Source organism: Labilibaculum euxinicum, from assembly GCF_009795715.1.
In the GTDB taxonomy this organism is placed as follows: domain Bacteria; phylum Bacteroidota; class Bacteroidia; order Bacteroidales; family Marinifilaceae; genus Labilibaculum; species Labilibaculum euxinus.
Genome location: NZ_WTCR01000006.1, coordinates 118394 through 141603 on the forward strand (window position 1 = coordinate 118394; position 23210 = coordinate 141603).

A 23210-nucleotide genomic window follows, 5' to 3' on the forward strand; every position below is an offset into this window, starting at 1 on the left:
CTTTTATAGTTATTTTATAATTATTCGTTTTATTATTAATTTTTCACTTTACTTGTAATTATTACAACACCATTTTTAGCTTCTTCACCGTATTTTTCAATGGCATGCTCACCTTTCAGCACATCAATGCTTTCAATATCATTAGGATTTATTTCTTCAACTTTTTTTGCTGATCTTATTTTTCCATCAACAATAAAAAGTGGTGGGTTTTTTATTGAACCTAACTTCATTTTTACAGTTTGCTTGTTATTCGCTTTGCTGGTGATTTCAACAACACCATTTTTCCCTTTTTTTCCGTATTTTTCTATTGCTGGTTTACCTTTTAGTACATTAATACTTTCAATATCGTCGGGCTTAATTTTTTCTGATTCTTTTTTGGAAAGTTTTTTCCCATCAACTACATATATGGCATTATCAATTTTGATAGGATCTTTAAATTTTAAACTTTTGGAATTGATTTCAACAGCCCCGTTTATAGCACTTTCTCCATATTTTTTTACAGCTTCTTTGTCTTTTAATATGTTAATACTTTTAATGTCATCGGGATGAACTCTTTTGGTTGCTTTTAAAGAAATTTTGTTCCCATCAAGAATGAATAAAGGAGGATTGATTGTATCTCCTAAATTAAGCTTAACAGCAGAAGTATTTTTTTGATTATTTGATTTACTGGTAATTAGAATTACTCCGTTTTCGGCTTTTTTACCATACAATTTAATTGCCGAAGCATCTTTTAGAACACTTATGGAAGCAATTTCGTTTGGTGAAATTTGATCCATTTGAGTGCGAGTTATTTTTTCACCATCTAAAATTATAATCGGTTGTTTACTAGGGTCTTTTGGTGTAATAGAATTAAATAAAGTTCCTTTTTGAGTGGGTATTCTATAACCTGTTTTAACATTACCTAAAGGGGTTGGCAAACCTTGATGAAAACCTCTTACAATTATTTTAGGTTCGTCAAAGCTACGAGTAGTTGTTGGATTCTTTTTTATAGATTCTTCCAATTCTTTGCGATATTCATCAGAATTGACTCTCTTAATATCTTCCTGAATTCTTGTCTTGCTTTCTTTAATTTGCTGATTTATTTTTTCTTGATACTCAGGAGATTCAATTTTTTTCAATTCTTGTTCAATGTTCTCACGTTGTTTTTTTAGTCTGTTTTCAAATTCTCCTGATTCGAATTCCGCTTTATGTTGTTCCAGAGATTCTTTAGCGTCTTTAAGCTGTTTTTTAAGTTGATATTGAAACTCCTTTGAATTCATTCGTTCAACTGTTTCTTTAAGCTCTGATTTAAGTTGTTCTTTTTCCTTTTTATTTAGTTCTGAGTTTTCTTCAATTTCTTTCAAGCGATTTTCAAGTTCCTTTTTTTGTAATTCTTGTTCCCTGACGAAATTTCCATCGGATAATTCTTTTAATTGCCTGTCGATTTCAATTCGCTGTTGTTTCATTTCATTTTGGAATTCAACGGTATTAAAATCAAGATCTTTTAATCCTTCCTGAAGCTCTTTGCGCATTTGGTCAACATCAAGGTCAACTTTCATGTTCTTCATTTCTCTTTCTGCCGACTTCATTGCTTCCAACTGCTCTTTTATGATTTTGTCAGCCTTCATTTTCACCCATTTGTCTGATTTTACAGAATCTTTTGGGAAACTAAATTCAGGAGCATCAAAAGAATTAAAAGGCATATCTACAGCTGGAGGTAGTGGAGGCATAGTTGGCATCGCAGGCATCGCAGGTATTTTCGATAGTTCCATTTCTTCTACTTCAGTAACTTCTTCAAGTTCAGTCTCACTAGCAATAACTTTCGTTTGGTTCTTGTCTTCTTTTTTCTTCTTTTTTTGATCTGATTTCGCTTTGCTTTGATCAAGCGGAAGTTCTTCATTCTGAATGGACTTCTCAGATTGATTCGCAGTTTTGTCAAGAATGTTTATTTTCGAAAAAAAGGCTTTTTGAGAATCTGTATTCTCTGAAATCGCAAAATTCGAAATTAAGAACAAGCCGGCAAATAGGAGCGTAAATACGCCGCTAAGCATAAATCGTTCTCTTCTGGGATTGGTTGAGGCTTTAGGTCTAAGAATACGTTTAATCCGATTCAATACTTTTCCCTTTTTACCGGAAAAACCCAAAACCAATTCATACTGTTTTTTTCTGATTGCTTCCATATTATTTAATGCTTTAATAAGAGTTAAGGATTCACCACAAACCTTAACCGCCAGATCGTCACAAATGTGCTCTCTTTCGGCATTTACCACAGAAGATAGCCACCAAACTACAGGATGATAAAAGAATATCAATTCAATAATTCCTTGAATGAATTGCAGCAGATAATCGTGTCTGCGAATATGTGCCAATTCATGTGCTATGATAATTTCCAATTGATTTTCGGGAATTCCACTTAGCATGGAAACCGGAATTAGAACAATTGGTTTAAAGTATCCAATTACAGAAGGGATTTCGAGCAGACCCGATTCCTTAAATAAAATGTTTTGTTTGAGATTGTATTTTTTTACTAATCTATCAGCAATCGACTTATAGTTAGATCGCAAAGGATAAGTTAAGTGCTTTTTTAGTTTTAAGGTATGAATGTACTTTAAAATAAGATTAATAGAGAGAAAGAGCATTCCAATCATCCAGATTTGAACCAAATAAGGGAATGAGTTTTCCAATTGAATTTGGATTTGCATCCACAGTTTGGCAAAAAATGATTCTTCATGCGAAATGATGCCTGAAGTTCCCGGTAGAGCTGTAAAATCATGTAAAGTGGTACTGGTATTTGATGGTATGTACCGGCAGAATGTAATTGCTGATGCAGCACAAATTAGTATGAGTCCTAAGCCCGACAAAGCATATCGAATTCTTGCATTGTCTTTTGAGATAAATCGAAATATCAACCAAATAATACCCCCAATTACTGCTGTCTGCCATACAGAATGAATTAAAGTCCAGCCAATAGCATGACTCAATTCGTATAAATCGAAATTATTTATCAGTTCCATTTTGATCCGGATTTTCGATGTTATCAATTAATTTTTTTATTTCATTTAATTCTTTCGTTGAGCATTTTTGATTGCCCAAAGCCTGCAGAACCATTCCAGAAGTAGATCCACCAAAAAGAGTGGATATAAATTTATCGATTAACTGATTCTTAGTTTCTTTTTCTTCTACAACAGCCTTGTAAATATGAGTTCTTGAATTCACATCGCGTTCAAGGATCCCTTTCTCAGTCATTATTTGCATTACCTTAAGAGTTGTAGTGTAACCTACATTTCTTTCTGATTTCAATTTGTCATTTACAAACCGGACATTCGATGGCCCATAGGTCCATAGAACTTGTAATATTTCTAATTCTGCTTCGGTTGGCTTAATCTTCTGTGGCATATTATTGTGGTGATTTCCATTATACGATTAATTTCGTAGATAAAGATATACGAAACTTATCGTATTACAAAATTTTAGTACGATATTTTTCGTAGTTCAGCAGTTTGAAACCAGAAACAGCAATGAAAAATGATTATAAATACTTAATCAGAATGCTATATATCTTTACTTACCGCTTTTTTTTTTGTAAATTGAATAGTACCCCGTATTATTCTTAAATATGTAGGGTGGAAGTAAGAACCGAAAATCAAAACCCAATTGGCATTGCCAATTAAAGGTTATAAATACCTTTCTGCAGAGTGTACATTTTTAACCGTTAGATCCAAAGATTATGCCTATTCGTAAATTAAAAGAGTTTTTAGAAGAGCGACATATTAAATATGTAACGATTCGGCATTCATCAGCCTACACCGCCCAGCAAATTGCAGCATCGGCCCATATTCCGGGTAAAATGCTTGCAAAAACAGTAATGATTAAGGTAGATGGAAGGATGTGTATGGCTGTACTGCCTGCATCTTATTTGATTGACTTTGATTTATTAAAACAAATGCTGGGTTGTAAAAAAGTAGAGCTGGCGCATGAGCAAGATTTTAAAAATATATTTCCACAATGTGAAGTGGGAGCTATGCCGCCATTTGGTAATTTATACAATTTGGAGGTTTATGTGGCTGAAAGTTTAGTTGAAGACGATGATATCGTGTTTAATGCAGGAACTCATACAGAGCTTCTTATGCTTTCATATGAAGATTTTCATAATTTAGTTGAACCTATTACCTTAAAGTTTACACATAAGAGTTATGCGTAATTAAGTAAAATGAAACGCCCATGAGTAAATTATCATCAGTATACAAACAAGCATGATTAGTTACAAATGGTAAGTTCCATCTGATCGTAACAATAAAATTAAAAACAGATGAAACAAATAATTGATTCTTTTTCTGTTCTTACTTCATTTTTAATTTAAGATAGTTCTCTTGTATTCCTTCACACAACCACATAGCTAAGGCTTGTCGGTTTTCTGCTTTTATAAATCGCATTTGATCGTTGTAATTATTGATATTGCCTAATTCAATAAATACCGAAGGCGGAGTTGTTGTTTGCAGCATGTATAATCTTCTTGTACCAACGGTTCCTTCATACCCCCGGTTAGGTTGAAATTCGTCATACTTATCTTTCATTTTTTGCTGTAAAGTAAGGGCTAAATCTTTTCCTTTGCTGCTTACTGCATGATGATAAAAATACACATCAGTGCTGTTTCCTTTACTTCTGGAGTCAAGATGGAGGATAATTAATCGTTGGTAAGCCGATTTACTTTCATTTCGCGCTAATAAATTGATGGCTGCGGCTCTTTGTTTTAATCGTGGTGTATGTTTTCTGGGTATTGTTTGTGATGGATAGCAACGTTCATCTTTATCGGGTTTTAGGTAAGCTGCATCTCTAATACCATCATTCGGATCCTGAATGATGAAATGCACTTTGGCTCCATGCGACAGAAGCTCTTCACCCATTCTTAGTACAATATCATATGCATATTCGTCTTCTGTAATTTTGTGGCCCGAAATTGAGCCTACTGCGCCCGGATCAGGACCTCCATGTCCGGCCACTAAATAAAGAACAGCTCCACTCAATGAATTATCAACCTGTTTTACATTCTGATGATCTTCGCCTAATAGGGAAGCTAAATGTGTTGAATAAAGAAGCGGTAGTTTATATTTTTTACCGGCAATTAAATCACCATTTTTGGTAAATCGTCCTTGATTTAAATCCTTAAATTTTTCTAAATCGTTAATAGGAGATATGTGGTTTCGCAGCAGAAAAGAGTTAAAGCCTTCACCATTTTTCGCGGTACTCCATTCGTCGTTTTCCTGAGCGAATGAAGAAGCAATACTTAAAAGAAAAACAGTAAAAAGGATAAGGATATAACGAATCATTTTTAGAGGTATTTTTGTGAAAAAATAAAAATACGTGTTTTTTCAGTAAATATGGCTGTTAAAATAGTTATTTGTCATTGATCAGAGCTGAATGGACTTGTTATTTACTGAATAGTAATTATTTTTGAATCAATAGCATAAGAAGTGAAAATTCCATAGCCACAACTAACATTGGAATGAAGATTTACCTTCTTGTAAAAAGGTGAGTCATCACGATTGTAATAAGCAGTTAATGATCGTTCATACTTGAAGTAATCGGATGTAATGTGGTACAATTCCAATTTATATTCCTGATTTACTTCCGAATCATTAAATAATTCATTGAAAGTGTATATTGAAATGCTGTTGGTTTCTCCGTCAATATTTTCATCTGAGAATGTGTGGCTTCCACGAAGCATATTTTGCTGTATTCCAATTGATTTCTCGGATAGATTGCCATTGAAAATAATGTTATCGCTATAAAAATCTATATCTGAGAAAGAAGTTCCATTGTATGCTTTTAGCAAAATCATGTAGTAGTTTTCCTGCAATGCTTCATCGTCAAATTGAAAGGTAAATTCCAGTTTGTTTTCTTCCTTAATCTGATAGGAAAGATTTGTTATGGCAACTTTTTGTAATGTTTTGGTTTCAGATTCAGCCGTTCCTAAATCAGGGTACGAAACTTCAACTTGGTAGGAATTACCAGCTTTTATTGTATATGAGTTTAAGGAGTACCATCCATCGTTTTCATGATTCATTTTCCCTAACAACTGATTGTTCTCTTTTATGATGATGTTGGCATTGGATAAAAACGTGTTGGCGGACTGCTCCTGAAAAACTGAACTTTTACTTACGTGAACGCGGAGTAAACTATCCACCCCAAGCAGCGAATTGATAACCAATTTCGGTTCTTCTTCGGGAATGGGAACCTGCAGCTCTTCCTCGCAGGAAAAATGAAAAAACAGCAGGCAAATATTGAGAAAAAGCAATTGATATTTCATATAATCATAATTTGTTTTTAATTGTCATATAGCTTGTCCCGAACTTGTTTCGGGAGAACTTACCATGCTGGAATAATCATCTCCCTATGCGTCAAAATATCCTTGTTGTGGACCTGTCATAATAGTTTTTCTTAAAATTTATAGGAATAACTTACACTTGGCAGAAAAGCGAACAGACTAATTTGCTTTAAGCTGTAACTGGTGGCGCCAAATTCGTTTTGAGTTTCGCTTATGGAAACGTAGTTGGCATTTTTCCTGTTGTACACATTATTAATACTTATATTCCATGTTCTTATTCCATGTTTCTTGAATTTTCTAAAATTGATTGAGAAATCCATTCTATGATAATTCGGTAATCTAAACCCATTTCTATGTGAAAAAATAGGCGTTGAGGAAATTTTTCCAGGATAATAGGGTGAAACCGAACTTATATTTGTTGAAGAAAGTGTTGCAGGCAAACCGCTTCCATAAACCCAGGCAACGGAAAAATCGATTTTCTTGCTTAATTTTTGATTTAGTAAGACTGAGAAATCGTGACGGCGATCGTAAGGGGAAGCAAATGTTTTACCACCATTTATCTCCGGATATTTCACAAACGATTTGGAAAATGTGTACGCCATATTTCCCGTAGTTTTACCATTGGTTTTGCTCAGATTAAGCTCTAAACCATTGCTCCACGATTTTCCAGCTTCTACAATGTTTTCCCAGTCGGCACTCACATTCTGAAAAAAATATGCATCGCTGAATTCTAAAACATTACGGGATAATTTGTGGTAATATTCAGCGGTTAATTTTACTGATTTAGAGAAAGAATAATTGGTTCCTCCGGTATATTGAAAGGAATCGATAGGTTTAATTTTACTTGTTACGGGCAGCCAAAGATCGGTTGGCAGACTAAGTGAACTGGTTGTAACCAGATGGAGGTATTGAGTCATCTGCGAAAAGCTTCCTGTTACAGTCCATTTGGGATGCAGATAATATTGAGCACTAAACCTCGGTTCTACGGTTGAGTAGTAGGTTCCTTCTACAATAAAACTACTCCATCGTGATCCCATATTTACAAGGAATTTTTTTCCGAACTGAATTTGACATTCACCAAACAGAATTAATTCTTTTGAGCTTATAATTTGATCGTTGTATGTGTTTTGTTCGTTTTGATTGCTGTTTCGGTACAGTTCGCTGCCTGGTTTGGTGTGATGCAGTGAGCTTTCCATTCCAAATTTCAGATAATGTTTCGAGTCGGGAATCCAATCGAATTCCGATTTAAGTGTAAAATCACGAATGCCTGATCTAAATTGATAATTGTAGTTTTCTTTAAAACTTTCGCCTTCATTTTGCACAGATTTCTTATCCTTAACTAAAAAGGTATATCTGCTTAGTATCAAAGAAGTATTTCCGAAAAGGTGGTTGCTGTATATATGGTTCCAGCGAAGAGAATTTGTGAAATTACCCCATCCAACTTTATTTTCGGTTTTCTCTTTTGATGTGGTTGTTACCTGTTCCGTATTTTTTAAATTAATTAAATCGCCGCCCCAATAGGTGCTGAAGAAAATCTTATCGCGTTGAGAGAATTTATGTGTAAGCTTAAAATTTAAATCACCATAGTAGTAGCCGCCGGTCACATCGCTGTCTGCTAGTGCTAAAATGCCTTTTAATAGTAAATCGAGATAGGATCGCCGAACCGAAAGATTGAATGTTGTTTTGTCCTTTTTAATTGGACCATGAAGGTTAAATTTGGCCGTTAAAAGTCCGATACTAAAATCGCCACCCAATTTTTTCGAATTCCCGTCTTTCATGCGAATATCGAGTACGGAAGAAACACGACCGCCGTAATGTGCGGGGAAACCTCCTTTTATCAGTTTTACATGGTTTATGGCATCAGGATTGAAAACGGAAAATAATCCGAACAAATGTGAGGAATAGTAAACAGGAACATCATCAAGAAGAATTAAATTCTGAGCAGGTGAACCGTTTCGTACGATAAACCCTCCAAGACCTTCATTCGTGGACTGAACACCAGGAAATTGGATTAAATTCTGAAACAAATCATTTTCGCCTAAAATTCCTGAATTACAGAATTTATCAGAATTTATCGTATTACTGCTTACAAATTGATGATTAATGTTATTGCCTTTTTTATCAGCAACAACTTTTATTTCATTAAGAATGGTTTTGGGCTCTAAGGCTATGTTAATACTGGTGTCTTGTTTGGGGAATATGCTAATGACAGCATCTTGATAGCCAACATAGGAGATTTGTAGTTTGTAGACTTTTTGATTGAGTGAAAAGCTATAAAAGCCAAAGTTGTTGCTAATTGTACCTGTGTAATTTTCTACATTAACAACACTTGCGTTGATAAGAGATTCGCCTGTTTCGGAATCGGTTATGAATCCGCTGATGCTGTATTTTCGTTCTGATGGAGGAATGCCAATTAAAAAGATTTTATTCTCGCGGGTGATAATTTTAAATGCTTTTGCATCAATAATTTCGTTCAGGAAGTATTTAAGACTTCCTGTTAAGGCGGGAAGTTCAATGTATTGATTTGTATTTAGTTCGCTTGTATAACTAAATTCAGCACCGGTTTGTTTACTTATTTCGTTCAATAATTCGTGGAGAGGATAGGCAACGTTTGGAAACTCTAATTGTTTAGACATTAAATGCTCCTGACAGAATACTGATGAGGAGAGAAGAAGGAAAGAAAATAGAATTAATAATTTTCTCATGAAGAGTGTTGGTTCAAAATGAATATTTGTCAAATTTACAATATGTTATTATAAACGACAAAGGGAAGCCCGAAGGCTTCCTTTTTTAATTTGAAATAACTCCTGAAAGGAGCAGTTGGTAAATTTATTGTTGAAAATTAATTTACTTTCTTAAAAATATATCTGGTAATATAAATTCCTTTTCCATCTCCTTTACCGCTGTCACTCTCAACACCACTGGTTACAAAAGCAAGTTCCCAACCTTCTGCACTAAGCTTGTTTATTTTCGATGATGTTAGTGCATCGTTTGAAGCAATGTTTTGGAAATTGATACCGGCAACACTATAGAAATTTAATAATTTTGTTTCGGCAAATTTAGACACTTTGGCATCGGAACGTTTTACATCACCTTGTTTGCTTTTTTTACCATCGGTTCTTTCTGTTGTAAACGCTTCTGCATCAATAGCGTCTTTTTCTTCAATTAACCGGGAACGCCCAATTCCCATAGGAACAATTGATTCTACCGATGTAATAACTTTGTATTGCACTGTCTGAGCCTGTGATTCGAATACAAATCCAAATGCGATAACCGCAATAAATAAAAACTTCTTCATTTTTCTATTTTAATAATTATTAATATGCTAATTTATGTTTTTTATCGAATTATTCATAAAGATAAATTTGTTTTTTATCCTTCATGATAATGATTTTTTTACCACCTGCATATCCATCTTCTTCATCCAAACGATATCTTTTTTCCCTTTCCAAATGAATTGTTGCGGGGCCGGGATATAGGTTTCTCATGTCATCAGAGTCCAGATAAATGTATTCTGAATTTCTTCTGCCGGCAGTCTTACTAATAGTTGTTCCTGATTGCTCAATACTTATGGTAATACTCTCATCATAACTTAAAGGCGAACCATTCCAGTACAATCTTCCCGATGAGAACAAATCAATTTCCTCTAAGTCATTAGGGATTGTTGTATATGCGATATCATCGGTATAAATGCTGTTCACAAAATCTCGATCCCAGTTTTTATTATAGATGAAATCAACATCAGAAAAACCTCTTGTTTTCCATATATATTCATGAAATAAAGGCCAATAATCGTGATGTCTTTCCCCATTAAATTTCACGTTCGAATCTTCAACAAGTTTGATATGAACACCAGAGCTATTTCTCACCTTAAATTCTGCAGTCGCAGTAGTTTCATTCATATAGTTATCGTATACAAGCTTATATGACTGATAGACGGGTGTGTCATCTGCCAAGTCGTTCGAATTAATTTTCTCACAACTAATAAAGCCGAATCCCAATAAAATGGTGAATAGGTATGTAAATACTTGTCGTGTCATAACTTTATGTTTTCGTTCTAGAAAGCAATTCCCAAGGTAAGTCCGGCTCTTAACGTAAAGCCATCCCAGTTGCCGGTATCAAAGTCTTCTTCGGTTCCTGATTTTGCATCAACATTTGCGCTTGTGTAACCCGGCCCAAAAAACCATTCGAAGCTTACTCTTTTCTTAAAAATATACTGTTGGCCAATAATTAAACCGGCACCCAATCCGTTTAAGGTGGCTTCATCATTTACTTCATTCTCCAAATTGTAATGCAGATAACGAGCGTAAGGCGCTACAAAAAATCCTTTTGGTGCCGGCGAATCTGAAAGATAAAAGCGGTATTCAGGAGTAATTCCCCAACCTCTTACTTTGGTGTCGTCCCAAGAATTGCCAGTGTACAAAAGGCCCAATTGAATACTGCTGTTGTCGTTTAGCTTGTGCTCTGCAAAAAATGATCCTGTTCGCACCAATGGACTTAGTAAATTGGCTTTAATTACTGTGTTCTGTGCTTTTGTAAAGCTTATGCCGGCAAGCATGATAAAAGCGAACAATATGATTTTGTTTCTCATTGTTTTAAAATTTCGATTTAGTTTTTACCATCAGTAATGGTCAAATGATTTCCTTTTTGTGTAATATGAACTTTTAAAAGAAGTTCCAATTCATCAATTACTTTGTTGATAGGCGCATTCGAAAAAGAATTGGTGTAGGTGAGAGTATCTAATTTAGCACTCCTGTTTGTGATTTTTACACCGTAATAATTCTCAAGATCACTGAAAACTTTTGCAATTGGCGTGTCCTTGAATGTAAGAACATTGGTTTTCCACGAGTTGAAATTTAATTCTTCGTTCTTCGATTCGCTTACCTTACGTTTTTGAATGATTCCTTTTTCTCCTTTAGTTAGATAAACTATTTCCTGCGTTTTCTGATTTTTCAGACTTACTTTCCCAGAATTCACACTTACAATAGTTGTTCCATCCATTTCATTTTTAACATTGAAGCTGGTACCAAGCACTTCAATAATTGCATTTCCGGATTTGATTATAAATGGTTTGGTCGGATTGGGCTTCACTTGAAAGTAAGCTTCTCCTTCCATCTCTACATTTCTTACTTTTGAATTAAAATATTTTGGATAAATGATTTTACTCTCCTTGTTTAAAAACACTTCGGTTCCGTCAGCCAATACAATTTTATTTTTTGTTTGCAGGCTTTTGTATTCTGCGTATTTACCAAAGCCTGGTGTTGTCTGATACAGGTAAACCAAACTAAGCGAGAGCAAAACAAGAACAGTGGCTGCATATTGCATAAACAAGTTTACTTTTTTCAGTTGAACTGTTTTTCCTGATTTTGCTTTTATGATTTTCCAATCAGCGGCTTCATCAATTTTTTGGAACACTTCAATTCCTTTGCTCGATTTCCAGATTTTCTGCATTTTAAGAAAGGTATCTTTGTTTGCAGAATCAGCTTGTATCCACTTTTGGAATTCCTGCTTGTCCTGATCAGAAGAAGTTTCCTCTAAAATGGCCTTTAAAAGCTGCTCGTCGATATGTTGATTGTTTTGTTTCATTTTGCTGTTTCTAATGGTATGACAAATATGAATGACCGCACACGTACTTGAATTCGAAAAAAAAATGAAAAATTTATTTCAATGCGTTCAATAGGTAAACAATAAGCAGTGATGCCAGCATGGGGCCAATTGTTATCCGTAAGCTTTTTAGAGCTTTCGAGATTTGCGTTTCGACTGTACGTTTCGAAATTCCTAACTGATCTGCAATTTCCTGATTGGTGAAACCCTCTATTCGGTTCAGCTTAAATATTCGCTGACATTGTTCAGGCAATTCATCAATGGCTTGAAATAGGGCGTATTCTAATTCTGTCTGTTCTAATATTTTATCAGCTTCCAAGCTAAAACCAGAACTTAAATATTTGATGTTCTCATGATGAGTGGCATGGTTTTTTCTTTGTTTGATGGTATTTAGGCAGGCATTTCGAACCGAAGTAAACAAATGTGCCTTGGCTGAAGTATGAATTTTTACAGATTCCCGATTATCGAACAGATGAACAAAGACATCCTGAACAATTTCCCTTGAATCATCTAAATCGGACAGAAATTTATTGGCATAAGCCGTTAAAACAGAATAGTGTTCTTTAAAAAGTTGTTCTATTCTTGTTTCCGTCAGGTTTTCGAACTGTTGGGTTTTTAGTGCGTGTTCCATTTACTATTAATAGACTGAGTTGTGCATGCAATATTTTTTAAAAAGGGAATTTAACCTCTTTCTAAACAATAGACAATTAAAAAGGGCAGCACACGTATCATAAAATGAAAAAAGTTTGTTTTTATTTGAATAGACATGGTGCTTTCACTTTTGTTTTTTACTGAAAGCCTTACTGATAGCGGGCACTTCAGTTTTTAATAAATTAGAGAGGTTTCCCCAACATGAAATAGAAACTTGTTAGGAGCGAAGGCTTTCTTTTCATCATGAAGTGCCCTTCGCACTCGGACGAAGGCTTCTTTTTCTTCATAAAACCCTTTTCGCTCCAATGCGAAGGTCTCTTTTTAATCAAAACATATGTTTCGCAGTAATGCGAAGGTCTTATTTTCATCAAAAGCCTATTTCGTATTAGTGCGAAGGCTTTATCAGCACCATTGAGGAACTATCCGCAGGAAGCGAAAGGGCTTCCAGCACCAAAATGGATGCTTCGCTCTGGAGCGAATTGGAGCCCATGTAGAATTTGAAACTATAAATTGAAGTGAACTGTAAGCAATTCTTTACTAGGATACATTCTGCTGTGAGCGAGATATAAAAACACCGAAACTGGAGGGCTTCGGTGTTGATTTTGTGCTTGTATTTAATCAATAAAAAAGGCTTTGCAAATGTGCAAAGCCTTTTTGTTTATATTTTTTGATTCGATCTAGCTTAAATACAAGGCAATGGAAACACCAATAAAGGTACCGATGATGTAACCCAAAATACCAACCAAAATTCCGGGTGTCACCAGCTTCTTTTGTCCCATAGATGCTGCCATTGGAGCAGCAACTGATGGCCCCATAATGTTTGCTGCCGATGAAATTACCACTTCGTAAACATCCAGTTTGAATAGTTTGGCCACAGCGAGCATAAACAGGAAATGGAAGAGCATAATGGTTAGGTAAAATCCCAGTACAGCAGGGCCAATGCTAAATATTTGTGTCATGTTGGTAGCTGCACCAATTACCGCCAAAAAGATGTACATCATCCACAAACCAAGCGAAAAGGCGGTGTCTTCCAATGGTTTTAGTCTCTTTGGGAACAGGTTAGCGGCAAGCACTGCTAAAACTGTAATCACCAATATGCTAAGGTTTAATTTGGTGTGCAATAAGTCTTGAAGATAGGGAGAAAGAAGATTTCCCAATCCGGCAATTAAGGCAGCAATAAATACAGAAACGGCTACCCGCTCCAAACTCATTGGGAATTGTGCTTTGTCGGATGATGTGGCAGATTCCTCTTCATTTTCTTTCTTAGGTTTCACAAAAAAGCGGGATAAGAACAGGAGAGAAGGAGTAAGGAACAGAAATAGTGTATACAAATTCGATACAAAATTATCAACAGCTATAGTTGCTGTAAATAATGGATTGGTGCTGAAATTTAATATCTCGGCCGCGGCAATGAAGTTAACACTTCCACCAATAAGTGTGGCAGCAATTACACCTGCTGTGTTTCCTGAATCTGCACCTAAATCAATTAACCAAAATGCAATAAAGCATCCCAGTACAATTCCAATAGCACCTAAAATATAGGCCACCAATAGCTTTCCGCTCTCTTTCACAATTTTAAGGATGTTGGAACTGAACAGCAACATGGGAATAGAAATGGGGATAAAATAGGAGAATACCATATCGTATACATCTACTTTAATGGTTGGGTTAGATGCTACCGGTACCACACCGGCCATTGCAAGCAGTGACATGGATATCATGGTAACCAAAATTCCGGATAGTTTGCCAAACCATTTTTTGTGTTCGGAATAGAGACCAAAAGCTGCTGCTCCAGCTATCACGAAAAACAAGGTTAAATTGCTTTCGGGAGATATTAGTGATTGCATAGTTGATTGATTTAGATTAGGAGGAACGAATATATTTCGATTTTTGCCGAAATGCAAAGAATCAGGCCTATTTATTGTTGTCAGGTATAGAGTTTATCCTTAAAAAAAGAACCTCAAATCCATTTTGGTTTTGAGGTTTTGTTTATTTCGTATTGTTTATTTTTTTTTCTTTTTCGCTGCCTTTTTCGCAGGAGTTTTCTTTTTCACACTTTTCTTTTTCGGATTTTGCAGAAAATCTTCTGCTTCGTCCATTAGTTCTTTTAAGCTTTTCGAGTAATCTTCAGAAAAATCGATAGTTGCAGTGTATTCTCCTTTCGATATGTCCATTACCTGAATTTCGGTGCCGGTGAACTCTTCTATTTCAGCTAATAATTGTTTTTCATCTGTTGGGTCGCAGAAAGAAATGGCCAAACCTTTTTGAACACCACGTCCGGTTCTACCCACACGGTGAACGTAATTTTCGGCGACATCGGGCATGTCATAATTTACCACATAATCAACATTGGGAATATCGATACCGCGGGCACTTACATCTGTCGCGATCAAGATTTTTACCTTTCCTGTTTTAAAAGCATTTAAGGCAATTAAACGATCATCCTGTTCGCGGTCTCCATGAATGGTTTGTGTTTCTATTCCTACACGTTCCATGGCTTTGTGAACACGTTCCGCTCTTACTTTGGTTCGCACAAAAACCAATATTTTACTTTCCTGATGTTCCTTAATCATTCGTTCCAAAAAGAAACGTTTATCGTCCATTTTCACAAAGGCAACTCCATGCTCTACGTTCTTGGATACAGGATCTTTTGGTGAAATTTGAATACGAATTGCACTTCGAACCAGAGAATAGGCCAGTTTTTTAATTTTAGGCGTGATGGTTGCAGAGAAAAACAAGGTTTGACGATTCCTTGGAAGAAAACGAATCAAATCCTGTATGTCTTTTATAAAACCCAAATCCAACATGTGATCGGCTTCGTCCAAAACCAGGGTTTCTACTTTATCAAGCTGAATAAATCCCTGACTGGTTAAATCGAACATTCTGCCGGGTGTTGTAATTAATACGTCGATTCCACCTTGTAAACTTGCAATCTGAGGAGCTTGTTCAACACCTCCGAACACACAAAAACTGGTTACTTTGGTATGCTTTCCAATTTTTTGAAAAACTTCGGTAATTTGAATGGCCAGCTCGCGGGTAGGAACCATTACAACACATTTAATGCCGTTGCTGCTTTTGTTATTCTTAGCTTTGTGTAGTTTATCGATAATAGGAATCGCAAATGCAGCTGTTTTTCCTGTTCCGGTTTGTGCAATGGCAAGCACATCTTCTCCCCGCACAATTGGAGGAATGGCTTTAAATTGAATATCGGTTGGTCTGTTAAAACCCAAACCGTCTAAATTTCTTTTAATATCGGGGGAAAAACTATATTGACTAAATTTCATTTTTTGTATTCAGATAATTTTATCGTGCAAAGATAGGTGTAAAATATGGTTTTGTTGAATTCATAAGAAGCTTGTTGCTGAAAGGGAGCATGATTTATGCTTTTGCTGCTTTTTCCAAAGTTTTGGTTTCTGTCCAATATCTGAAATAGCCGTAACCACCAATTGCAATGGTACCAATAAAAGTTAAACCATTGGAAAGAATTCCGAAGCTGATTCCCGCATTTGGATCCAACTGAAAGGCAAGGAATAACTGCAGAAGCAAGAAATGAGTTGTTCCAATTCCGCCGGGACTAGGTAAAGCCCAGCCAATTCCGCCAATAAACAGAATCACAATTGCAAAACTGAATGAGTATCCTGATGTTTCAGGCAAACAAAGCAGGTAGATGTAATTTAATACAACGAGCATTGTCCAGATTAGCAATGTTAATACAATAAACTGGAATCTTTTCTTAAGAAGCAAGCCTTGCTTAAGCGATAGAAACATACTTTGTAAGAATTCAACGATCTTTTTTACCGGACGACGCTCTGATTTTTTTATTCTGCGTAAGCTAACCAGAAAAAGGATAAAAAGAACAAGTATGGCAATTGGAATTACATACAAATAGCGGTAGCCGTAAATATGAGAAATTCCTCCAATAGTAGAGTCCATAATTCCCTGTAAACGATCCAGTTCAGCCCAAAATACAGCAAACACACCAAGGCCTAAAATCAGTAAATCGTAAGCCCGCTCGGCCATAACGCTTCCCATGGATACAGAAACCGGAACTTTAGTTGTTTTTTGCAGAGATGTACAGCGAATTATTTCTCCGAATTTTGGAGTAAAACTATTCACGAAGTAGCCTAGCAGTACCGAGGTTAGTACTTTATCTGATTTTGGTTTTTCTCCGGATTCTTCAATAAGCAGTTTCCAACGCAAGGCCCGCAGGTAAAAAATGATGAATAAACATACGAAGCTAAGCAGTATAAAAAAATAGTCAGCATTTGCTAAGCTTTCCCATACCGGAGCCATTGGTTTTTCACGCAAAGTGAGAAACAGGAATACGGAACCAATTAGTATTCCAATTGAATTTTGTATTATTTTTTTTATTCGACTTCCCATTTAATGAAGTTACTGATTTATTATTTTTTTGTAAAGAAATACAAAAATAGGAAGACTTTTAGAATATTTTGTTTCAATGGGAAGTATTATAACATGATGCGGTTATTTCCTGATGGTTTGATAAGCTTCCTTCAGCCAGTTTTTTAGTTGTTGATCAAACTCGGATAATCCGCCAACGGCAATGCGGTGAAGTACCCGGTTTTTAGATATTCGTTTGCACAGGTAAATTGGAAATTGATCTTCTTCCCGTTGCAGTTGAAACTCCAATATCAGATGATTTCTTTTTGTGTATATGGATAAAAAAGTTGCACCTGTCTTACATTGAACACAGGTCTTTAAATAAATAATTTCAAGCTTTTCGAATGTTATCAGGTAAGATAGAAGTGCTTCAAATAATTCTGCAATAGTCGGACTCATTTTTTGTAAATGAGTCTCTTTATCGGTAATAAAGCACGAGTGATATTGGTTTGGGCCCGATAATTTTCTTTTGCAGGTGGGACAAATGTATGTCATGGATACTTTAAATTCTATTCAGTTTTACTCGTATCCATTGCAACCTGCTGCATGCTGCTGCTGATTCTTTTAATGGCTTCTTTGATATTGTCTTCGGGCTTAATAAATATCTGGTTGCCCCAGAATTTGTTATCGTAGCTTAGGTTTTCAGTGGAAAGAATTGTTGTTGGCGCGATTGTTTCGCGTTGCTTAAATTTCCGGACATTGATGGTGTCCAATTTTGTTGTTGCCATTTCGAAAGTTGTAGAGAAAGTCTGTGAAAACAATTTTCTTTTATTTTTCACCTTAAATTTTAAATTTCCTAAAGTGTGATTTAAGTAATATTTACCATCAATATTTCGGTAGTTTACGGAATATTGAATTAGCGCTGGTCTAACTTTGGTTTTAGCATTTGCCTTGCTAATAAAACGATTGGTTAATTCGGGCAGCCGGCTTTGATTATAGCCAAATTCTGCACCAATAATTGCCAGACTTCGGGTTTCAATTATTAGTTTGCCTTCCAGCAGAGGTGTGGTGATATTTTCATTCGGCTTAAAATCAATAATATAAACAGGTTTGTTGTCGAATGTGCTGATATCGGATAAACGATAGGTGTATAGATCCATAAATTCAGGATTCAAAAATTCGGGTTGATTTTGGACAATATCCAATAGTAAACATCCTTGAATGCCTCCTTTTAATCTAAAAGATATGGTATCCAGGCGGGATACGTCATAAATTTTGCGGCTTTTAAATATTTTCACCTTATCAGTTAGTTCGTTCTCCGAATAAGGATATTTGTATATATCTAAAACAGATTCGAGGTAAATCATATACCTGTTGTTTTTAAGTACAGATTCCCTGTAGAAAGAGGTTAGATTGGAGGCGTTTTGCGGATAATTGATTTCTATTCTATTGACAGCAGCCTTTATTATTGATTTTGGATCGTTGTTTCGAATCACCACTTCCTGAAGCGAAATAAAATCCTCTTTTAGTTTAATTTGAAGTTTTGTATTTGAGATATCGGAAACCGGGATTTCAAAATTTTTAAATCCAACATAGGAAATAACAAGTGTGTCTTTACTATTTTCCGATGAAAGAGTAAGGGCAAATTCCCCATCCTGATTGCTAATTGTTCCAATATGCTTGCCTCTAATCCCAATGCTCGCGTATGGCAGAGATATTTTAGCTGATTGATTCGTTACTTTGCCACTAATGTTTCGGTACGAAATGTAAGGAATCATGTTTGAAGTAAGGGGTTTATCTGTTTTGTATTTTGCGGGAACAATAATAATATGCTTGTTTACTACTTGAAACGTAAGGCTGGTATCCTGTACTATTTTCCTCAGTAAAATTTCAAATTCAACTTCATCAGCTTTAATACTAAGTTTCTTTTTATTTGTAAATAAATCAGAATTGTAGGTGAAATAGCAGTTGTTTTTTGCTGCAATTGAATCCAAGGCATCATTAATGCTAAGTTCTGAAAGATCAACTGAAATCTTGTTTTGTAAGAGCGAATTCTGTGCGTTGACTTTTTGAGTGAAACATATCATAAGCACCAGCAGAGCATCTAAAAGGATGCTTTGTACTAAATTCTGATATGTTTTTCTTCTTTTCATTTTAGCAATGAATTATTTCAGCTCTTTTTTTATTGTAATTTGAGAACCACTCTTCTCATATGTCAGGTTATGTGGCCGGCATAAGTTTTCCAGAACGTCATTAAGAGGTGTTTTATTGAATGATGTGGTGATCGGTAAATTTTGAATTGCTGTGTCGTTAAATTGAATGTTAACCTGATAGGTTCGGTTAATAACCTTAGCAACATCCTGTAAACTCATCGCTTTAAAAACCATCAACTGAGTTTTCCATGAAAGATAGTTTTCATCGTTTTGTGTTCTTTTTTCCAGAAAATCTTCCTGTAAAACGCCAAAATCACCCTTTTCAAGAATAATTTTATTATCAGGTTCTTTTGCAAGTGAGAATTGAACCTTACCCGATTCAACCAAAACTTCAACATGCTTATTGGAAGCATTCACGTTGAATGAGGTGCCCAAAACTTTAATTTCAGCATTACCCACTGAAATGATGAATGGTTTGGCAGGATTTTTAGCAATTGAGAAAAAAGCTTCCCCGGTTAATTTCACCCTTCTTTCTTTTCCTGCAAATGATCTTTCGTAAACCAATTCCGATTTGCCATTAAGTGTTACAATAGAACCATCAGCCAATGTAATGGATTTACCACTTTCATTCAATTCCGATGAAATACTTTGGTAAGGAGCAAGTTTGTCATTGTAAATATGATATGATGCAAGTCCAAGGCCAACGGCAATAATTAGCATGGCTGCAATCTGTACTAGTTTTTTTGTGTTTTGGAGCGAAAATAAAGGAATTATCTTGGTGGTATTTGCCTTTTTAAAATCGCTTAAATTGGATTTTACCTCCGACCAGGCTGCGTCAACATTAAATTGTTGTTGAATTTCGTTAACCTCTTGAATTAGACCCAAATCTTTATCGGATGCAGAAACAATTTCTGCATACTCAGGATTGGAATCAATCAACTTTTCAAATGCCAATTTTTCCTCTGCACTCATCTCTCCACTAAGGTATTTTGAAATGATTTCCCACTCAATTTTATGTGATGTATTTTCTTTCATTTTGTTTATAGCACAATAATTCCAACGTAATCTTTTAAATTTTTTCGGAAGGCTTTTAATGCCTTTCCCATATTTGCTTCAACAGTTTTAACCGAAATTGATAACTTATCGGCAATTTCCTGATATTTTAAGCCTTCAAACCTACTCATTTTAAATATTTTACTGCAACGATCGGGTAAGTTTGCAAGAGTTTTTTGAACAATGTTGTAAATTTCTTTTTCTTCAACCGAATCTATTGGTAATGAGCTTTCCGGCTTGTTGTTTTTAATGTATTTTTCATACTGTGTTTTAACGCCTCTTTTACGCAAAACCTGCAAGCTATTAAAATAAGTTGCTTTGTAAAGGTATGCTTTTAGTGAGGTGTGTATTTTTAAATCTTTTCTGTTTTCCCATAACTGACAAAACAATTCCTGAACAATTTCTTCAGCCTGATTTGTGTCTTTCACAAAACGCAGCGCGTAATGACATAGTAAAGGGTAATATGCTCTGAATAATTTTTCAAACTCTTGTAAATTACCTCTTTGTATGTGTTTAAGTATCGTATCTGTATCTTCCGGCATTTTCGTATCTCTTCCCGTATTTTAAAAAGCTTGTAATACTTTCTAAGTTAGGATTTTTCAATCATTAGAGGAAAGATCTGCAATATTATTATTGATGAAAAGAACCGTTCTGAATATTCTCATGTTTCCCCAAGCATGAGTGAACGGTTCTTTTTTCTTGTTTTGAATTCAGTTGCTAATGGCTGTAGGATAACTAACTCAAGTATGTTTTGAATTCAAAATTTCATTATCTGGCTTTTCTTCTCAATTTCCGAATTGCCGACTCGATGGATTGGTCTGGCTCAATTGTATTGTATTCTCCCCAGAAATTAGCATCCGCAAAGTTGTTTACTTCTTCAGCCATTATTTGATTTGCTCTAAATTTATCATCTCCTCTAAAGCGCACAACATTCTGTTCGTCACGGTCGGTAATTGCAATTTCAGTCATTGCGCTATAGTTGGTGTTGAATAGTTTACGTTTCCAGTTGCATTTAAAATTAATCTCACCTCTGGCATAATTGAAATACCATTTGCCATCTTTTTCAGTATAGTTAACTATGTAATCGGCTGAGGTAGGAGTTACTTTTACACCTGCAGGTTTACGTTTAATAAACATTCGACTGGCTTCCTCTGTATTACTTAGGTTTAAGCTAAATTTTGCACTTGACAGGGCCAAATTTGTCGATTCGATATAAAGTAATCCGTAATACAACGGAATATCTATATTTTCTTTTTGCTTAAACTCAATTACGTAATGAATCTTGTCGTTAATTTTAGTAATTGATTTGATTGAAAAATTATAATTTTCGATAAAATCATCGGAAAGCAGATTGTAAGGATTTTTCACAACATCTAAAAGTAATGATGTGTTCGGTCCGCCCTGTAATTTGAACAATAATGTATCCATTTTCTTTACATCCTGACTTTTACGTCCTTTGTAAATTTGTACCTGATCATCTTTTAATTGTTTGTATCCCGCTTTGTGGATATTTACAATAGCTTCAGAAATAGCTACATAGGTTCTGTTTTTCTTAATTGTCTCGCGGTAAAAACCCTTCATCATATTTGGGTCTTTAGGGTAATTTTGACCGATTTTAGCCAAAATACTTTTTACTAAAAACAGAGGATCTAATGGGTAAATGTTAATTTGGTCCAAAGGAATAGTAACTGATTCCAGCTTCAATATATTTTTCTTTTCCTTTAATGAAGAAATAGAAACTTCAAGATTTTTGTATCCGATATAGGTGATTTCAATCTTGCTAACAGGAAGGTCTTTAGCAATTTTCAATAGAAATTCACCATCGCTGTTCGATACTGTAGCAACATTAACACCTTTAACAGCAATTGTTGCAAACATAAGAGGTTCATTTGTTTTGGAATCCTGAACTTTCCCTTTGTAAACATCATATTTTAAGGTGTCAATAACCTGTTGTACTTTAGTTTTTTCTTTCTTAACATTATTTCCCTCCGCTGCCATTGCATTGCTGAAAGAGAAAAACAAAAAGGCAGAAAGAATGATTGCGAAATAAAATCTAATTTTTGTTTTCATGGCGATTTATTTTATTTGATAATAATTTTAAAATTAGGAGAAAACCGATCGTGTATTTTCTTGCTTCTACTACTATGATGCTTTATGAATAAAATACCCTATCATTTTTTGATTTATTTTTTTGTTCGTGTTTTTTTACAAGCCTTATATGTTCTATATTTATCTAAAATGGCATAAATAATTGTTCACTGGCGAGGGTTATTATTTATAGATGAATGTGAAGGATATAATTTAATTAATATTAGCAGGCTTGGTTTATGAGAGTAGATTATTGTAAAGAGAATCTTATTTTAAAAGTATTCCCGACTGTAGGTGGCTGTTTTGAAGAAGGATGGAGTGTTCTGAAAAAACACTTTTTAATCTTATTACTTGCAATCATTGTTTCCGGAGTTATTGATATGCCAATGGGATTTAATCAAATGGGATGGGATGACAGCGATTCATTTAAGATCGGTTTGGCATCGTTCAAATTTCTCGGATTTATCTATTACCTATTGGTTGTTACTCCATTTAGTTATGGTGTAGATTGGATGTTTTTGAAAGCATCAAGAAAAAAGGAACCTCAGTTTGAAGAAATTTTGAATGGGTTCAAGAAGTTTCTATTTGTGATATTAAGCCATTTGTTGGTGATTGGAATAGTTGGAGTAGGCTTCCTGTTTCTTATTATTCCGGGAATTTATTTGGTTTGCAAGTTGATTTTCGTTCCCTTTTTAATAATGGATAAAAAGGTAGATCCAATACAGGCTGTTAAGCTTAGCTTTTATTTGGGCAAAGGCTACTTTTGGACAATTTTTGGAATGGGAATATTATCATTCCTAGTCATTATTTTAGGACTTATTTGTCTGTTTGTAGGAGTATTGGTCTCGATAGTTTGGATACACTCAGCTTTTGCTGTTCTTTACAAAGCGTTAGACGATCTGCATTTTGAGGAGGCTTGTGAATTAGCAGGTATTTCTCCTGAAAGTATAAGAAACTAAAATTTCAATATTTACAGTATTAAGAAAGGGAGACCATTTTGATCTCCCTTTTATATT

Annotated in this window: 20 protein-coding genes; 2 read left to right on the forward strand and 18 right to left on the reverse strand. The window is 35.0% G+C overall.

Annotated elements, in window-relative coordinates; all coding sequences use genetic code 11:
* Positions 1–35: 35 nt before the first annotated feature.
* Positions 36–2993 carry a M56 family metallopeptidase gene (locus GQR60_RS09640; protein ID WP_124992719.1) on the reverse strand — a complete coding sequence of 986 codons (2958 nt, stop codon included), beginning with the start codon at positions 2991–2993 and terminating at the stop codon, positions 36–38.
* Entirely contained in the window at positions 2977–3375 is a 399-nt protein-coding gene (locus tag GQR60_RS09645) for a BlaI/MecI/CopY family transcriptional regulator (RefSeq protein WP_124992720.1), read from the reverse strand. The genes GQR60_RS09640 and GQR60_RS09645 overlap by 17 nt, the downstream gene beginning before the upstream one ends.
* A 331-nt stretch (positions 3376–3706) precedes the next feature.
* On the opposite strand from GQR60_RS09645, the gene GQR60_RS09650 reads away from it, so the two are divergent.
* Positions 3707–4180 carry an aminoacyl-tRNA deacylase gene (locus GQR60_RS09650; RefSeq protein WP_124992721.1) on the forward strand — a complete coding sequence of 158 codons (474 nt, stop codon included), beginning with the start codon at positions 3707–3709 and terminating at the stop codon, positions 4178–4180.
* Between the two features lie 139 nt (positions 4181–4319).
* Here the strand turns inward: GQR60_RS09650 and GQR60_RS09655 are convergent, their stop codons facing one another.
* The 16 genes from GQR60_RS09655 to GQR60_RS09730 all read right to left on the reverse strand — a co-directional run bounded on the left by GQR60_RS09655 (position 4320) and on the right by GQR60_RS09730 (position 22176).
* Entirely contained in the window at positions 4320–5306 is a 987-nt protein-coding gene (locus GQR60_RS09655) for an N-acetylmuramoyl-L-alanine amidase family protein (RefSeq protein ID WP_124992722.1), read from the reverse strand.
* Between the two features lie 104 nt (positions 5307–5410).
* Positions 5411–6286, reverse strand: a complete 876-nt coding sequence (locus tag GQR60_RS09660; protein WP_124992723.1) for a DUF4249 domain-containing protein — start codon at positions 6284–6286, stop codon at positions 5411–5413.
* Positions 6287–6417: 131 nt separating this feature from the next.
* Positions 6418–9009: a TonB-dependent receptor gene (locus GQR60_RS09665; protein ID WP_124992724.1), complete on the reverse strand. Its 2592-nt coding sequence runs from the start codon at positions 9007–9009 to the stop codon at positions 6418–6420.
* A 137-nt stretch (positions 9010–9146) separates the two neighbouring features.
* Complete coding sequence (locus tag GQR60_RS09670; RefSeq protein WP_124992725.1) at positions 9147–9602, reverse strand: hypothetical protein; 456 nt, start codon at positions 9600–9602, stop codon at positions 9147–9149.
* 49 nt (positions 9603–9651) lie between these two features.
* Entirely contained in the window at positions 9652–10344 is a 693-nt protein-coding gene (locus tag GQR60_RS09675; RefSeq protein WP_124992726.1) for a hypothetical protein, read from the reverse strand.
* A gap of 17 nt (positions 10345–10361) precedes the next feature.
* Entirely contained in the window at positions 10362–10895 is a 534-nt protein-coding gene (locus GQR60_RS09680; protein WP_124992727.1) for a DUF3575 domain-containing protein, read from the reverse strand.
* 17 nt (positions 10896–10912) lie between these two features.
* Positions 10913–11890 carry a FecR family protein gene (locus GQR60_RS09685; RefSeq protein WP_124992728.1) on the reverse strand — a complete coding sequence of 326 codons (978 nt, stop codon included), beginning with the start codon at positions 11888–11890 and terminating at the stop codon, positions 10913–10915.
* Between the two features lie 73 nt (positions 11891–11963).
* Positions 11964–12539 (reverse strand): RNA polymerase sigma-70 factor, encoded by a 576-nt coding sequence (locus tag GQR60_RS09690; RefSeq protein WP_124992729.1) that lies wholly within the window; start codon positions 12537–12539, stop codon positions 11964–11966.
* A 697-nt stretch (positions 12540–13236) separates the two neighbouring features.
* The gene (locus GQR60_RS09695) at positions 13237–14406 is read right to left on the reverse strand and encodes a DUF819 family protein (protein ID WP_124992730.1); all 1170 of its coding nucleotides are present in this window, start codon (positions 14404–14406) and stop codon (positions 13237–13239) included.
* 156 nt (positions 14407–14562) lie between these two features.
* The gene (locus tag GQR60_RS09700) at positions 14563–15843 is read right to left on the reverse strand and encodes a DEAD/DEAH box helicase (protein WP_124992731.1); all 1281 of its coding nucleotides are present in this window, start codon (positions 15841–15843) and stop codon (positions 14563–14565) included.
* A gap of 94 nt (positions 15844–15937) precedes the next feature.
* Positions 15938–16942, reverse strand: a complete 1005-nt coding sequence (locus tag GQR60_RS09705) for a lysylphosphatidylglycerol synthase transmembrane domain-containing protein (protein ID WP_124992732.1) — start codon at positions 16940–16942, stop codon at positions 15938–15940.
* Positions 16943–17044: 102 nt separating this feature from the next.
* Positions 17045–17455: a DUF5655 domain-containing protein gene (locus GQR60_RS09710; RefSeq protein ID WP_225441382.1), complete on the reverse strand. Its 411-nt coding sequence runs from the start codon at positions 17453–17455 to the stop codon at positions 17045–17047.
* Positions 17456–17469: 14 nt separating this feature from the next.
* Complete coding sequence (locus tag GQR60_RS09715) at positions 17470–19053, reverse strand: carboxypeptidase-like regulatory domain-containing protein (RefSeq protein ID WP_124992734.1); 1584 nt, start codon at positions 19051–19053, stop codon at positions 17470–17472.
* A gap of 12 nt (positions 19054–19065) precedes the next feature.
* On the reverse strand, positions 19066–20088 hold the full coding sequence (locus GQR60_RS09720; RefSeq protein WP_124992735.1) for a FecR family protein: 1023 nt from the start codon (positions 20086–20088) through the stop codon (positions 19066–19068).
* Positions 20089–20093: 5 nt separating this feature from the next.
* The gene (locus GQR60_RS09725; RefSeq protein ID WP_124992736.1) at positions 20094–20648 is read right to left on the reverse strand and encodes an RNA polymerase sigma-70 factor; all 555 of its coding nucleotides are present in this window, start codon (positions 20646–20648) and stop codon (positions 20094–20096) included.
* Between the two features lie 226 nt (positions 20649–20874).
* Positions 20875–22176: a carboxypeptidase-like regulatory domain-containing protein gene (locus GQR60_RS09730; protein ID WP_124992737.1), complete on the reverse strand. Its 1302-nt coding sequence runs from the start codon at positions 22174–22176 to the stop codon at positions 20875–20877.
* A gap of 257 nt (positions 22177–22433) precedes the next feature.
* Between GQR60_RS09730 and GQR60_RS09735 the strand changes: the two genes are divergently transcribed.
* Complete coding sequence (locus tag GQR60_RS09735; RefSeq protein WP_124992738.1) at positions 22434–23153, forward strand: hypothetical protein; 720 nt, start codon at positions 22434–22436, stop codon at positions 23151–23153.
* Positions 23154–23210: the final 57 nt, after the last annotated feature.

What these genes read in the sequence shown, in the direction of transcription:
- GQR60_RS09640 (WP_124992719.1), bottom strand. Translation starts at nt 2,993, where the DNA reads ATGGAACTGATAAATAATTTCGATTTATACGAATTGAGTCATGCTATT.
- GQR60_RS09645 (WP_124992720.1), bottom strand. Translation starts at nt 3,375, where the DNA reads ATGCCACAGAAGATTAAGCCAACCGAAGCAGAATTAGAAATATTACAA.
- GQR60_RS09650 (WP_124992721.1), top strand. Translation starts at nt 3,707, where the DNA reads ATGCCTATTCGTAAATTAAAAGAGTTTTTAGAAGAGCGACATATTAAA.
- GQR60_RS09655 (WP_124992722.1), bottom strand. Translation starts at nt 5,306, where the DNA reads ATGATTCGTTATATCCTTATCCTTTTTACTGTTTTTCTTTTAAGTATT.
- GQR60_RS09660 (WP_124992723.1), bottom strand. Translation starts at nt 6,286, where the DNA reads ATGAAATATCAATTGCTTTTTCTCAATATTTGCCTGCTGTTTTTTCAT.
- GQR60_RS09665 (WP_124992724.1), bottom strand. Translation starts at nt 9,009, where the DNA reads ATGAGAAAATTATTAATTCTATTTTCTTTCCTTCTTCTCTCCTCATCA.
- GQR60_RS09670 (WP_124992725.1), bottom strand. Translation starts at nt 9,602, where the DNA reads ATGAAGAAGTTTTTATTTATTGCGGTTATCGCATTTGGATTTGTATTC.
- GQR60_RS09675 (WP_124992726.1), bottom strand. Translation starts at nt 10,344, where the DNA reads ATGACACGACAAGTATTTACATACCTATTCACCATTTTATTGGGATTC.
- GQR60_RS09680 (WP_124992727.1), bottom strand. Translation starts at nt 10,895, where the DNA reads ATGAGAAACAAAATCATATTGTTCGCTTTTATCATGCTTGCCGGCATA.
- GQR60_RS09685 (WP_124992728.1), bottom strand. Translation starts at nt 11,890, where the DNA reads ATGAAACAAAACAATCAACATATCGACGAGCAGCTTTTAAAGGCCATT.
- GQR60_RS09690 (WP_124992729.1), bottom strand. Translation starts at nt 12,539, where the DNA reads ATGGAACACGCACTAAAAACCCAACAGTTCGAAAACCTGACGGAAACA.
- GQR60_RS09695 (WP_124992730.1), bottom strand. Translation starts at nt 14,406, where the DNA reads ATGCAATCACTAATATCTCCCGAAAGCAATTTAACCTTGTTTTTCGTG.
- GQR60_RS09700 (WP_124992731.1), bottom strand. Translation starts at nt 15,843, where the DNA reads ATGAAATTTAGTCAATATAGTTTTTCCCCCGATATTAAAAGAAATTTA.
- GQR60_RS09705 (WP_124992732.1), bottom strand. Translation starts at nt 16,942, where the DNA reads ATGGGAAGTCGAATAAAAAAAATAATACAAAATTCAATTGGAATACTA.
- GQR60_RS09710 (WP_225441382.1), bottom strand. Translation starts at nt 17,455, where the DNA reads ATGACATACATTTGTCCCACCTGCAAAAGAAAATTATCGGGCCCAAAC.
- GQR60_RS09715 (WP_124992734.1), bottom strand. Translation starts at nt 19,053, where the DNA reads ATGAAAAGAAGAAAAACATATCAGAATTTAGTACAAAGCATCCTTTTA.
- GQR60_RS09720 (WP_124992735.1), bottom strand. Translation starts at nt 20,088, where the DNA reads ATGAAAGAAAATACATCACATAAAATTGAGTGGGAAATCATTTCAAAA.
- GQR60_RS09725 (WP_124992736.1), bottom strand. Translation starts at nt 20,648, where the DNA reads ATGCCGGAAGATACAGATACGATACTTAAACACATACAAAGAGGTAAT.
- GQR60_RS09730 (WP_124992737.1), bottom strand. Translation starts at nt 22,176, where the DNA reads ATGAAAACAAAAATTAGATTTTATTTCGCAATCATTCTTTCTGCCTTT.
- GQR60_RS09735 (WP_124992738.1), top strand. Translation starts at nt 22,434, where the DNA reads ATGAGAGTAGATTATTGTAAAGAGAATCTTATTTTAAAAGTATTCCCG.